Source organism: Paenibacillus sp. YAE3, from assembly GCF_057546105.1.
The window spans coordinates 164,826-177,191 of the sequence record NZ_BAAIYF010000006.1; the positions used below are offsets into that span (position 1 = coordinate 164,826).

Genomic DNA, 12,366 nt, shown 5'->3' on the forward strand with positions numbered 1-12,366 from the left:
TTGGCATCATATGCGCCCGGATGGGCCTTTGTCACAACGAGGCGAGCTTTTGCATCAGTTCATGCCATCTGGCGGCCGTCTGCTGCCATTGGAAGGACCGGGCGGCCCGCAAGCGCCCCGCTTGCCCCATTTCCCGCCGCAGCCGTTCATCGTTTAAAAGCCGGATCACGGCAGCGCCAAGCTGCTTTCCGAGGGAGGGAAGCGGCAGCACGATCCCGCTTTTCCCATTCTCTACGATTTCCGGGATCCCGCCGGCATCCGAAGCCACCACCGGAACCGCCGATGCCATCGCTTCCACGTTCACCAGGCCGAAGGCTTCGCCTTCCGCGGAAGGAACCGCCACGACATCGGCCAGATGGTACCAATACGATATCGCGGGGTACGGGACGAAGGGGATGAAGGTCACATGCCCGGGGTAAGGTTTTGCCAGATCGTGAAGATACCGTTCATAAGGATGAGGCCTGGCGGATTGGTAATACGGGCTGCCGACGATCAGCACCATGACGTCCGGCACGGCCCGCACCAGCTCAGGAAGAGCGGCAAGCAGATGATGCACGCCCTTGATCGGCAGCAGCCTTCCGGCATACATGACGATCCGCCTTCCCTGCCAGCCCCTGTCCCTCAGTTTGGCTTCGCGAAACGCCTCGGAGGACGGATTCCAGCGCGGGGTAAAGTCCTGGAGCCTGACTCCAAGCGGGTTGACGCTTATTTTATCCTGGAGCGCGGGATGGCGCGCGGTTACCTCATGCTTCAAATACATGCTGTTGACGACGATTCCGTCCAGCGGCTGCAGGACCCGGCCTGCCGACTCCCGATCCATGTACGGCGGCGAAATATAGGTAAGCGAATGAATGGACGACACCACCTTGCTGTCAGGCAAAGCTTCTTTAATCTTGCAGGCCAGAAGCGGACGGTTCTGCACGTCGACCACCCGCGGCCTCCACGCCGACAGGGCTTGGATCACGGCCGAAGCATAACGGGCGCCTCCGGGAAGGCGATGAACCGGAATCCCGCCGTCGATCGACCCGACGACAGGGCGTCCCGGCTCCCGGACTCCGTAAATTCTCGTATCGAAACCTGCCGGCACCATAGGGATCATCTGTTCCACCACCCGCTCCACGGAGCTGCTCCGTCCCGAAGGAATATAAAACGAACCCGGCGTTACGACGGCGGCTTTATGCTTTTCCACTTGCTGTCCCCTCCTTCCCATCAGGTTGAAGTGCCTGTTCGGTATATACATGCGACTGAACCTTCCCTTCTCTAGCCTATACAACCACGGGGGAGGGCGGTGACAAACGGGGAAGGCCCGAAGCCAAAATAGGCTGAAAACGAACGGACAAACGTCCCTTGCTGTCACGAAACCAGCGGCATAAACTATATCGACCGGGGGAACGCCATTCGGAAGGCACCGGCACCAAGTTTTACGCATCCTAAGAACACGGGCATCCATGGCGAGAGTTGAAAAACGACGATAAAGATACAGGAGGGATGAAATGTGTGGTTTTCTTATGTCGGGATTCTGTTGAATGCGGCTGTGCACCGGGGAATTCCGCATGGAACAACCGGGCAGGAATCCCTATCGAACTATGAGGAGGCCGCGCGGGTTTACGGTCTGATCCCCTGCTATATGCGGCTTCAGGATCTTGACCCGGACAACGGGCAGTGCAGCGCTTACGTGCTCAGGGACCATGCTTGGACGCTCGTGCGCATGCCGATCCCGCGCGTCATTCATAACCGGGCGATCTATTTGGACGCAGGGTCGCGGCAAAAAGTCGAATTCCTGCTCCGCCAGGGTTACGTTATCTTTAATGCTTTTAACCGCTATGGAAAAGATGAAATACATCATCTGCTCAAAAAAGACCCGCTGCTTGCGCCCCACCTCCCGGAAACGCAAAATGCCACATCCTCATCCATCACGGACATGATGCGGCATTACGACGATTTGGTCATGAAGCCCTGCGTCGGCAGCGTCGGCCGCGGCATATGGCGGCTCCGCCGGGCCGGGGCGGCCTGGAAGCTTACCTATTCCCCCAGCGGCCGATCCTCCGGCTGGAAAACGGTAACGCTGCATCAAAACCAGCTGCCGGCCATGCTGCGGAGACGGCTCGCGCGCATGCCTTACCTCGTACAGGAGCGCATCGCCCTGGCGGAGTACAAGGACCGGCCGTACGACCTGCGCGTTTCCGTGCAGCGGGGCATCAGCGGGCAATGGGAGATCACCGGTCTTTATGCAAAGGCGGCCTCCTCCCGTACCTTCGTTTCAAACGTGGCGCAAGGGGGCCGGGCTTTTCCCGCCGAAACCGTCCTTGCCGAAAGCCTTCCCGGTTTGGCGCCCGATGTCGTCTTGACGGACGTAAAACAGCTTGCCCTGCGGATCGCCGCAAGATTGGAGCTGCATCTTCCCTGGGCGGCCGACTTCGGGCTCGACATCGGCTTGTCGAAAACGGGGAAACCTTATTTTATCGAATGCAACGGACGCGATCAGCGTTACGGCTTCCGCAAGGCCGGCCTGAACGGGCTGTGGAAGGAAACGTACCGCAAACCCATGGCCTATGCGCGTTATCTTCTTGGGGACTGATGCCCGCTCCCTCGTTCCCTCATGTTTAGGAATGATAGCGGACATCGGCGATGCCGAACCACGGGAAGACGGCCGCGGCGGCATAAGCCGCGCATGGAGCGAGGGCAAGCAGCAGGACGGCGGCCGCGTCGGTCCATGAGACGTTCGACGGGTAGTAATAGGTTCGTTTTCCCCCGCCGTCAAACTGCTTCGCCTCCATCGCAACGGCTACCCGGTGGGCCCGGCGGATGCTCTGGGACAGGAGCGGCACGGCGTACAGCCGGACATGCTCCGCCATCCCCCTTAACCCTTTTCCGCGAACCGCGATCCCCCGTACCTGAAGCGCCTGCCTGCGGATCATAAATTCCTCCCACACCATCGGCAGCAGGCGGATCGAAGCCATAAAGCTGTAAGCAAACCGCGGGGCCAGCCTGAAATTTTGCATAAGGGCGTAAAACAGCTTTACGGACGGCGTCGTGCTGACAAAAAGCAACCCTTCGGCCGCAAACGCAATCGAGCGGAATCCCAGATGAAGCCCGCGATAAAAGCTTTCCTCCGAAATGCGAAAGAGCCCCCACTGCCACCACAACGTGTCCCCTTTCCCGAACAGGATCATCGTCATGGAGGAGGAGACGAAAAGAAAACCAAACGGCAGAACCAACAGAAGCGTCTTCCGGACCGGAAACCCGCCGAACGCGAATAATAGAACGGTATATACCAGCGCCTGGTACGCCGCGAAGTCGATGTTCCGCGTCAGCACCGTGACCAGGCACAACGCGACAAACAGGACGAGCTTGATGGCCGGATTGGTGCGCAGCAGCACCGTTTGCCGCGCCGGTTTCAGCAATTCGATCATGTGCCCGCCCGCCTTTCTGCCCGGTCGGCCTCGATCGCCGGACGTTCGGCAACCGCGCCGTCCAGCACCTCCCACACCTTCGTGGCAACACGCCGGGCGATGTTCTCTTCATGGGTGACCATCACGATGGCTGCTCCCTTTTCCTGCATCTCCAGGCAGTAATCGAGGATCGCAAACGTATTCCGGGCATCCTGGCCGAAGGTCGGTTCATCCAGCAAAAGGACAGGCTGCTCGCCCGCGACGGCGGCCGCCATGCTGAGCCTCCGTTTTTGGCCGGTGGAAAGCTGGTACGGATGGCGGCGTTCCAGCCCTTCCAAATGAAAGAATCGCAGCAACCCTCGCGCTTTCGCTTCGGCCTCGGCCTTCCCCGCTTCTTTCCCTTTCGCGGAAAAGCCGACTTCCTCCAGCACCGATTCCGCGACGAACTGGAATTCCGGGTTTTGGAACACGTAACCGATCCGGTCCGAGGGCGGACGAACAGCCCGGCGCGCTCTCCGGGAGGCGCCCTCCGTTTCCGGCATGGCCTCCCCGCATAACCGGTATTCCCCGCGAAAGCGCAGGAGCGACATCAGGCTGAGCAAAAGCGAGCTTTTGCCGGCCCCGTTCGGACCGACGACCGCGATAAAATCACCGGGATCGACCCGCGCCTCGTCTGCCCGCACCACGGGCCGGCCGGCCCGGAATCCCGCAAACCGCCGCAGCGTCAGAAGCGGAGCGGATGCGTCCGGCTCCAGCGGCTTCGCCGCTCCGCCCCGCCTCAGGTCAAGCACCTTGAAAAAATCCTCCCATACGCCCGGATACCAGATGCCGTACTGCTGCAGCTCCCGCCGGAAGGCGCCGAAAACCCATGCGGGAGGGCCGTCGCCGAGAACGCTCCCGTCGGGAGCCAGCAGGACGATCCGGTCCATCCGGTCCGCAATCTCTTCGATCCGGTGCTCCACGACGATTAAAGTCCGCCCTTCCGCCGCTTTCCAGACGGACTCCCACATCTGTTTTCTCCCCTCGGGGTCCAGGAGGGCGGACGGTTCGTCCAGAAAAATGACCTCGGGCTCCAGCAGCAGCACGGAGGCCAGCGCCAGCCGCTGCTTCATGCCTTGGGACAGGCTGTCTACCGGAACATGCAGCAGATCCGGACGCAAACCGACCGCTTCAAGGGCCCGGCGCATTTCGGGCACCATCCGTTCCCGCGGAATTCCGCGGTTTTCCAATACGAACGCCAGCTCCTCGTCGACGTATGGCATGCAAAACTGCGTATCCGGATCCTGGAACACGTACCCTCTGGAATCCGGCGCCACGATGCCTTCCGCTTTGATCGGCACCTCGATCACTTGCGGAATCAGCCCGCCGAGCACCTGCAGCAGCGTCGATTTGCCGCAGCCGCTGGGCCCGAGCAGCAGCACTTTCTCGCCGCGGCGAACGGACAGGGACAAATCCTTGAACACGAAAGACGGCTCTCCCGGAAATTTAAGCCTGAGCTTGCTGACTCCCGCCACGGTCTCCGGCCCGAACGGTTCTAAATCAAGCGACTCAATCATGGTCAAGCGCTTCATAATCCTTTTGGGTCACGGGCCGCAGCAGCTGCGTCACGCCGGTAGCCTCCAGCGCCTTCGCCAGCGCAAACGCCAAATATCCCGCCAAAATCGCGGAGCTGATGATTCGGAGCACGTATTTGAACAGCATCATCCCGAGCGTATAGTCCGTCACGTAACCAAAATAAACATCGACCGCAAACGAACCGAGCGCAGCGGCCGCGCCCGCAAATGCCGCCGTCCCCATCTTGAAGCTGCGGTAGCGCAGCAAGGCAAAAACCAGTTCCGCCGCAAGGCCTTGCGCGACGCTGTAAAGCACCAGCTGAACGCCCCATTCGCTGCCGAACAAAATTTCCACATGGGCCGCCGCCACCTCCGCCAACAGGGCAACGCCGGGTTTGCGAATCAGCAGCATGGCGAGCGTCGGCGCCAAAAACCAGACCCCGTACACCAGCTCATCGGCCTGAAAAAACAGCGGCTTGAACAGATCGTACACCGAGCTCCAAAAATGATAGACGACGCCAAGCACAAGCGACAGCAAAATCGTGACCAGCAAATCGCTCAGCCGCAGCCCTTTCCTTTTTTCCGCCTGAAGCACGTGATTCATCCTACATCTTCCTCTCTTCTTCGGTGAGCGGGAATGCGCAAAAATAGGCATGAAAAAAACCGCCCTGGATACGCAAAGAGAGACGGTTAAATAAGCCCAATCCATGGGCTTCTATCGCGAATTCTCTACGCTGGCATTATCCAGATCAGATTCCCGGTCAGCAGCGGATACAGCTGCAATCTCAGCCTGATTCACTCAAGCTCCCGCATCCCAATATGTAACGGACCGCCCTTCGCCAAAAAAACGAAGCATGCGAAAGCGTCCGGTTCCTGGTTCCAAAATACACCAATTCCGTGCCGGTTGGCAACAGAAAAAATTTTTCCTCGGCAGCCCCTGCCCTACTTCCCTCCCCCTGCATGCGGCCGTCCGTCTTGCGTTAGACCTTATTGATTTAACCGCTATTCTATGTCAATATATTTCAGAGTGTTCCAAAAATAGTATGCTGCGCATTTCGGATCCGGCCGAAATTCGGTGAAACCATAAGGCGGCCGCGAACGTTAACTCTATAAATCGACTCGAAGCACCATCCGAAGGGAGAAATAGCATGGCAAAACGATTGTTAAGGCTGATGACGGAGCTCTCCTCAAGAAAGTGGCTGTCCGCATTGATGGGGCGTTTTTCCCACAGCAGGCTCAGCAGGGGCGTCATCCCTTATTTTATAAAAAGCTATCAGATTCCGGCCGACGAAGCCGAAAAGGAAATCCACGAATACCGGACGCTGAACGAGTTTTTTTCGCGCCGGCTGAAGCCGGGCATGCGCCCGGTCGAGGAAGGGCCGAACGTGCTGACAAGCCCGGTCGACGCCAAAATAACGGCCATGGGCGACATTAGCGCGGGGACGATATTAAACGTCAAAGGCCAGGATTATTCCGTGGCGGAGCTGCTGAACTTTTCCCCCCATTTGGAGCTGTACAAACACGGCTATTTTTTTGTGCTTTATTTAAGCCCGACCGACTACCACCGCATCCATTCCCCCATTACGGGGGTGCGTACGGAAAGCGAGCATATCAAGGGCCGGGCTTATCCGGTCAACGAATTCGGCATGACCCGGATGAAATCGGTGCTGTGCCGGAACGAGCGGCTGATCACCTACATCGCCGGGGAATACGGCGAGGTCGCCGTCGTGAAGGTCGGCGCCATGAACGTCAGCAGCATCCGTTACGACGACGAATCCGTGTCCCGCTGGAACAACGGCGACGACCTGGCCTATTTCGAATTCGGCTCGACCGTCGTGCTGCTGACGCAGGACGGAACGTTTACGCCAAGGGCCGGCCTGAAGCCCGGGGACCACGTCCGGATGGGCCAGCTTCTCGGAACGCTTCACCCTCCGGTCCCGCGGGACAAGGGCTAAGATCCGCTTTCGTCCCGGCCCAGTACGGAAGCGATCATCTTTTGCAGCAAACGCCCCGGCAGGATCGCTTTGGCCCGGAGCGTCAGCCGGGTGCTCCCCGGCAGCGCGTACCGGAACGCGGGCCGCTTCATGCATGCGATACGCGCAACGAGTTCGGCTACCTCCTTCGGGTCGCCTCCTTGTCGTGCGCTTTTTCGCGAAAACGCCAGCACCTTGTCCATCATGGCCCGGTAAGGCGAACCTTCGGGAGCGCTCATTTGCGCGAACCCCTTGTCCCAAATCGGGGTTCCGTAGGCCCCGGGCTCTACCAGGACCACATCGATGCCGAAGGGTTTGGCTTCGAGCGCAAGGCATTCGCTGAAACCCTCTATGGCGAATTTCGAGGAAGCGTACGGCGCATATCCCGGAAATCCGATGCGGCCGCTGATGCTGCTCATCTGGATGATCCGGCCTTTCCCCCGCTCCCGCATGATCGGCAGCACCGCCTGCGTCACCCGCACCATGCCGTGAAAGTTCGTATCCATCTGTTCCTGCCAAATCGCGGCAGGCACCTCCTCGACGAAACCTCCGTAGGCCGTTCCGGCATTGTTGACCAGCACGTCCAACCGGCCGTACTGCCGGCGTATGTATGCCGCCGCGTCCGTCACGCCGGCGGCGTCGGTAACGTCCAGCCGCACGGCAACGATTTTCCCCTGCACCCCGGCTTGCGCCGCCGCGTCCATCAGCTCTGCCTGCGCCTCCATCCTCCGGATGCCTGCGATGACGGCGAATCCCCGCCGGGCAAGCTCAACCGCCGTCAGCAAACCGAAGCCGCTTGAACCGCCCGTTACCAGGGCTACCGGCTCCCCTTGCATTGTTTTCATGTTATCCCACCTTATACGGGAATCGCTTCGAACAGAAACGGCTTCCCGTCCAAATAATGCCGAAGGAGCGCCAGCGAATACGGCTTGCTTTCCCTCAGCTCCGCCGCTTCCCACGGATGCGGGGCATGGAAGCTCTGGTTTTCGATCAGCGCTTTGACAAAAAACGTTTCGAGCGCAGGAATGCAGCCCGGCTGGCCGGAAACGGGCCGCAGCCGCTCGTATCCTTCCATGAACCATTGGCGCTGCACAGGGTACAAGCCGATAAACGACTGCGCCAAATCATACAAATAGAAGCCGAAACCGCAGCGCCCGAAATCGATCGGATAAGGCTCCCCGCCTTTGAACACCATGTTTCCTTCATGGAAATCGCCGTGAATGAGGCCGAAGCTTTCGCGATCCCGCTGCATGCCGGACATATGGGCCGTCACTTTGGCGGCCGCCTGCTCATAAATCGCGTATTCGTCCGAGGTTAGAAAACTCCCATGATGCTGCTTGAGCCTGGCCGTCTCCCGCGCGAACGGCTCCCCGTCCCATACCGGGCGGACAAAGCCCTCGGCAGGCTTGAAACGGAGGGCTGCCCGGTGCATCTTCGCCAGCAGACCGCCCATGAGAAGGAGTTGCTCTTCGCTGTACTGTCCCTCCCAATGATCGCCATCGATCCAGCGAAGCACCGACACCTTCCAGCTTTGCCCCCGACCCGTCTCCACCTCGGTGACGTACGAGCCTTCGCGGTTCGGAACGCCCGTAGGGACCACAAGCCCCTCGACCCGCGCCAAATATTCGAGCCACTCCATTTCCGAAATGGTTTCCCTTGAGGATGCCGCTGCGGGATGCACGCGGAGCAAATACAACCTTCCGGCTTCATCTTCGATTTTATAGGTGACATGCTCCGACACCTGAATGAAATCCAGATGTTTTTCCTGAATATCGTAATGCTCCAGGGCAGCCGTCAGAGCCGCCTCCGCCTGAACGAGCAGCTGCCTTCTGCTGTCCTCCGAATCCGCATGAAACGCTTCGTTCATGGGTATCTCCCCCCTTGTTTTCGCTCTTTTGCCGTTTTTTTCTGTTCTATCATTACAAAATTCCATATAGCCAGCATAGCATACCGGGCCCGGAAATTTCGATAGCCATCGCCGCCGTGCCGCCTGCTCCGGTCCTCGCCATCCCCTCTTGCAGGCCTCCGGCCCATCGCTTGCCCTTCCCAAAAAAAACTCATTGCAGCAAAAATGGCGGTGCGGAGTCGACCCGACCCGCCCGCCATGCGTATGTTTGTCTCCTTTACGGGACCGTTGCCTGTCCGCCCATGATCATCGGAGGAAGGCTCCGATAAGGATTCAACGGATTTCGGAAGGTTTTTTTCCCGTATATTGCTTAAACTGCCTGCTGAAGAAAAAGATGTCGCGATAGCCGAGGGCGTCCGCCACCTCCGTTACGTTCATGCCCGCATGAAGCAAAAGATGCTGGGCGCGCTCGATTCGCGTCCGGATGATGTAGGACTGGACCGGCGTCCCGATCAGCTCCTTGAATTTGATCGAAAAATAGCGCGGCGACAATCCCGCGCGGGCGGCAAGATCCTCTACCCGGTGAGGTTTGCCCGGATGCTGCTGGACGTAGTTCGCGATTTCGTGGATGGCCTCGGTCAGCTGGTTGCTGGCCTTTTTCTCCTCCGGCTGTTCGCGGTCATGCCGCAGCAGATGGATCATGAGCTGCTTCAGGATCAGCTGTCCTTCCTCCTGCGCGGCGAACGTGTTCACCAGAAACAGCCTCACGTACCGGGAAAGCATGTACTCGAAATCAACCGTGTCCGTGAGCCTCCGGTAAGGCTGCGGAATGTCGGTCACCGGCTCGTTGATCCTGAAATGGCTGTACGTCAGCACGAGCGGTTTTTGCGGATTATGGGTTGCGCTCGTATGATCCCCCGGCCTGAACAAAAAGCAGCTGCCTTTGCCGACCTCAAACGGCTCGTCGTTGCGGATCACCGTTCCTTCCCCGCTCCATACATAAAACAAATCGTAGTTCTCCAGCGCTTTTTCGCGTTTCTGCCATTTCCATCCCGGCTCGCATACGATTTTCGCCAGCGAAGGCAGTATTTGAAAAGAAGACGGCGACGCATGCAGCATGGCGTCATTCCCCCTTATGATATTTACTGAACATGAATCAAGTCGATCGCCGTGTACGCAAAAGCGAATGCCGCAATGCAGCAAAAGCGCAAATCCATCTATCATGATACCCTTTCACGAGAAATTTTGCACATCCTGCCACGCAAGCACCAGCCTTCGGACGCCGTCCGCGATCTGTTCCTCCGTCAGATGGGCGAACCCGAAACAGGCTGCCGGAGGCCCCTGTCCCATCCAATACGCCTGCGCATCCCGGAATACAACGCCCCGGCGGACCGCTGCGCCGCGAAACGCCTCGTATTCATCCGCGGACTTCAGCCAGTTCGCATACACATGCAGCCCGGCATCGCCGGGCATCAGTTCGAAAAGATCCCCGGCGAGCGCATGCATCAGCCCCCAGAAATGTCCGTGCCGCGCCCCATACAACCGGGTTAGACGGCGCAAATGGCGCATGTAGCTTCCTTTGGACATGAACCTGGCGAGCGCCCGCTGTTCCAGCAGCCCCGGCGACATCGGCTCATACAGCGATTTGGCGCGCACGGCGGCCTCGACCAGCCCTTCCGGCAGAACCGCAAACCCCAGCCTCAGGCCGGGAAACATCGTCTGGGAGAAGGAGCCGATATAAATGACCCGCTCCTGGGTATCGAGCGTTTTCAGCGGCTCGATCGGACGCCCGCCAAAACGGAATTCGCTGTCGTAATCGTCCTCGATGATGACCGCATCATGCCGCTGCGCCCAGTCGAGAAGCTGCCGCCGCCGCTTCAGGCTGAGCACGGCCCCCGTGGGGTACTGCCTGCTCGGCGTCACGAACAAAATGCCCGCATCCCACTCCTGCGGCCGCACTCCCTGCCGGTCGACCGCCGCCGGAATGAGGTTGCCGCCGCAGGCCTCGACCGCCCGCCGGATGCCGTGGAATCCCGGATTTTCGACGACGGCGGCCTCCCCTTCGTTCATCAGCAGCTGAAAAAGCAAAACGATGGCCTGCATCGAACCGTTAAAAAGGACGACATGCTCCGGACGGGCCATGATGCCCCGCGTCACGCGCAAATGGGAAGCGATCGCCTCGCGCAGCTGTCCGTCCCCTTCCGGGGGCGCTTTATGCTGCAGGCCGACTCCTTTGCGCCCCCCGGCAAATGACAAGGCGCTCCGCCACTCTTCGTACGGGAAACGGCTCATCTCGAGCGGCTGGTTGATGAAGCTGATCTCCGCCCGCTTCGCGGCATCGAGCGGCATGTCCGGGATGCGGAGCAGCCGTTCCCCCCATTGGGAAAGCTTGATCGGCGTTTCCTTTATTTTTTCCATCGACGGCGGGGAATAGCCCGCATCCGTGACGAAGGTCCCCCGGCCCGTTTCGGCATATACGTATCCTTCGGCCATCAGCATGTCATAGCTTTGGGCCACCGCCCCGCGGGACAAGCCGTACCGCTCCGCCATCTCGCGGGTCGACGGCAGCTTCATGCCGCCGGGCAAGCGGCCCTCCTGGATGGCCTCCCTTAACGCATGATACAGCGCCAAGTATTTGAATCGGTGTCGGTCGAGATATGCCTCCATATGGAGCGTCAATTCCATCCCCGTCGTCTCCTTTGTTCGAAAGGCAAAATTGGACTATTAAAATTAATCTAAATTGGATCTTTTTTATTGTCAATGTCTCCATTATGCTGACAACAAGCTTTCGCGGCTTGAAGGGCTGCGATACCAGCAATAGAAATATTGGAGGGAAACCAGATGAGAAGAGATGAATTCAGCGTTGACGAAGAAAAGGAAATCGAAGCATTTTTGTCCGGGATGAGTTTCGGCTTTCTCGGCACGGTCGGGGAGGACGGACGTCCGCGGGTGACGCCGCTCAACTTCGTATACGATCAGGGGATATTTTATTTTCACGGCAGCCGGATCGGCGAAAAAATGAACCATTTGAAAGCGAGTCCCATGGTCAGCTTCAGCGTCGCCGACGAATACGCCCTCATCCCGTCTTACTTCACGGATCCCAATCTTGCCTGTCCGGCCACGACGTATTTCAAAAGCGTCACGGTAAGCGGACGGGCCGAAATCGTGACCGACGTGCGCGAAAAAGCGGCGGTGTTCACGCTGCTGATGCACAAACTCCAGCCGGAAGGCGGCTATGATCCGATCGATGCCGACCATCCGGTATATGCTCCGAGACTGCGCAACGTGGCCGTCGTCAAAATCGTTCCGGAACGCCTCACCGCCAAATTCAAATTCGGCCAAAACCTGGAAGAAGGCGAAAGACGCCAAATCCTCTGCGGGCTGGAAGCCCGGAACCGGGAACGCGACCTTGAAACGGCGGAGCTCGTCCGCAGCAGCGTTCCGGAACGCCTCCGGAAGAAAAACGAATCGCCGTGCCAATCCATGGAAAATATCGAATGATATCCCTGTCCAAAGCGGTTTTGTCCGTGACGGCTCCGGCGGCAAATGATATAATGTAAGGCAGTGAAAACGGAAACCTGACATGGAAATCCCACGGCATT

The 12,366-nt window shown here is 58.9% G+C and carries 11 protein-coding genes and 1 riboswitch; of the genes, 3 read left to right on the top strand and 8 right to left on the bottom strand.

Annotated elements, in window-relative coordinates; translation table 11 throughout:
* Positions 1-31: 31 nt before the first annotated feature.
* A complete protein-coding gene (locus tag AC27KL_RS13530; protein WP_487170028.1) occupies positions 32-1,189 on the bottom strand; it encodes a glycosyltransferase family 4 protein in 1,158 nt (385 codons plus the stop codon).
* A 306-nt stretch (positions 1,190-1,495) separates the two neighbouring features.
* On the opposite strand from AC27KL_RS13530, the gene AC27KL_RS13535 reads away from it, so the two are divergent.
* Positions 1,496-2,578: a YheC/YheD family endospore coat-associated protein gene (locus AC27KL_RS13535; protein WP_487170029.1), complete on the top strand. Its 1,083-nt coding sequence runs from the start codon at positions 1,496-1,498 to the stop codon at positions 2,576-2,578.
* Positions 2,579-2,603: 25 nt separating this feature from the next.
* Here AC27KL_RS13535 and AC27KL_RS13540 read toward each other — a convergent pair whose 3' ends face one another.
* The 3 genes from AC27KL_RS13540 to AC27KL_RS13550 are packed head-to-tail and all read right to left on the bottom strand — an operon-like array spanning position 2,604 to position 5,549.
* On the bottom strand, positions 2,604-3,410 hold the full coding sequence (locus AC27KL_RS13540; RefSeq protein WP_487170135.1) for an energy-coupling factor transporter transmembrane component T family protein: 807 nt from the start codon (positions 3,408-3,410) through the stop codon (positions 2,604-2,606).
* Positions 3,410-4,948 (bottom strand): ABC transporter ATP-binding protein, encoded by a 1,539-nt coding sequence (locus tag AC27KL_RS13545; protein ID WP_487170136.1) that lies wholly within the window; start codon positions 4,946-4,948, stop codon positions 3,410-3,412. The genes AC27KL_RS13540 and AC27KL_RS13545 overlap by 1 nt, the downstream gene beginning before the upstream one ends.
* Entirely contained in the window at positions 4,941-5,549 is a 609-nt protein-coding gene (locus AC27KL_RS13550; RefSeq protein WP_487170030.1) for an ECF transporter S component, read from the bottom strand. The genes AC27KL_RS13545 and AC27KL_RS13550 overlap by 8 nt, the downstream gene beginning before the upstream one ends.
* A 105-nt stretch (positions 5,550-5,654) precedes the next feature.
* A riboswitch (TPP riboswitch) is annotated at positions 5,655-5,766 on the bottom strand.
* Between the two features lie 327 nt (positions 5,767-6,093).
* Here AC27KL_RS13550 and asd point away from each other — a divergent pair.
* Positions 6,094-6,900 (top strand): archaetidylserine decarboxylase, encoded by an 807-nt coding sequence (gene asd / locus AC27KL_RS13555; RefSeq protein WP_212948130.1) that lies wholly within the window; start codon positions 6,094-6,096, stop codon positions 6,898-6,900.
* On the opposite strand, the gene AC27KL_RS13560 is transcribed toward asd, so the two are convergent.
* From AC27KL_RS13560 to pdxR, 4 genes are all read right to left on the bottom strand, one after another.
* Positions 6,897-7,763, bottom strand: a complete 867-nt coding sequence (locus AC27KL_RS13560) for an SDR family oxidoreductase (protein WP_487170031.1) — start codon at positions 7,761-7,763, stop codon at positions 6,897-6,899. The genes asd and AC27KL_RS13560 overlap by 4 nt on opposite strands.
* Before the next feature lie 11 nt (positions 7,764-7,774).
* Positions 7,775-8,785, bottom strand: a complete 1,011-nt coding sequence (locus AC27KL_RS13565; RefSeq protein ID WP_487170032.1) for a phosphotransferase enzyme family protein — start codon at positions 8,783-8,785, stop codon at positions 7,775-7,777.
* A 312-nt stretch (positions 8,786-9,097) separates the two neighbouring features.
* Positions 9,098-9,883: a helix-turn-helix domain-containing protein gene (locus AC27KL_RS13570; protein ID WP_036710836.1), complete on the bottom strand. Its 786-nt coding sequence runs from the start codon at positions 9,881-9,883 to the stop codon at positions 9,098-9,100.
* A 114-nt stretch (positions 9,884-9,997) separates the two neighbouring features.
* On the bottom strand, positions 9,998-11,449 hold the full coding sequence (gene pdxR, locus AC27KL_RS13575) for a MocR-like pyridoxine biosynthesis transcription factor PdxR (RefSeq protein ID WP_487170033.1): 1,452 nt from the start codon (positions 11,447-11,449) through the stop codon (positions 9,998-10,000).
* Positions 11,450-11,605: 156 nt separating this feature from the next.
* Between pdxR and AC27KL_RS13580 the strand changes: the two genes are divergently transcribed.
* Positions 11,606-12,265 carry a pyridoxamine 5'-phosphate oxidase family protein gene (locus AC27KL_RS13580; RefSeq protein WP_487170034.1) on the top strand — a complete coding sequence of 220 codons (660 nt, stop codon included), beginning with the start codon at positions 11,606-11,608 and terminating at the stop codon, positions 12,263-12,265.
* The last annotated feature ends 101 nt before the right edge of the window (positions 12,266-12,366 follow it).

Coding starts and splice junctions, on each gene's coding strand:
- AC27KL_RS13565 (WP_487170032.1), bottom strand. CDS start 8,785: ATGAACGAAGCGTTTCATGCGGATTCGGAGGACAGCAGAAGGCAGCTG.
- AC27KL_RS13570 (WP_036710836.1), bottom strand. CDS start 9,883: ATGCTGCATGCGTCGCCGTCTTCTTTTCAAATACTGCCTTCGCTGGCG.
- AC27KL_RS13560 (WP_487170031.1), bottom strand. CDS start 7,763: ATGAAAACAATGCAAGGGGAGCCGGTAGCCCTGGTAACGGGCGGTTCA.
- AC27KL_RS13545 (WP_487170136.1), bottom strand. CDS start 4,948: ATGATTGAGTCGCTTGATTTAGAACCGTTCGGGCCGGAGACCGTGGCG.
- AC27KL_RS13580 (WP_487170034.1), top strand. CDS start 11,606: ATGAGAAGAGATGAATTCAGCGTTGACGAAGAAAAGGAAATCGAAGCA.
- AC27KL_RS13550 (WP_487170030.1), bottom strand. CDS start 5,549: ATGAATCACGTGCTTCAGGCGGAAAAAAGGAAAGGGCTGCGGCTGAGC.
- asd (WP_212948130.1), top strand. CDS start 6,094: ATGGCAAAACGATTGTTAAGGCTGATGACGGAGCTCTCCTCAAGAAAG.
- pdxR (WP_487170033.1), bottom strand. CDS start 11,449: ATGGAATTGACGCTCCATATGGAGGCATATCTCGACCGACACCGATTC.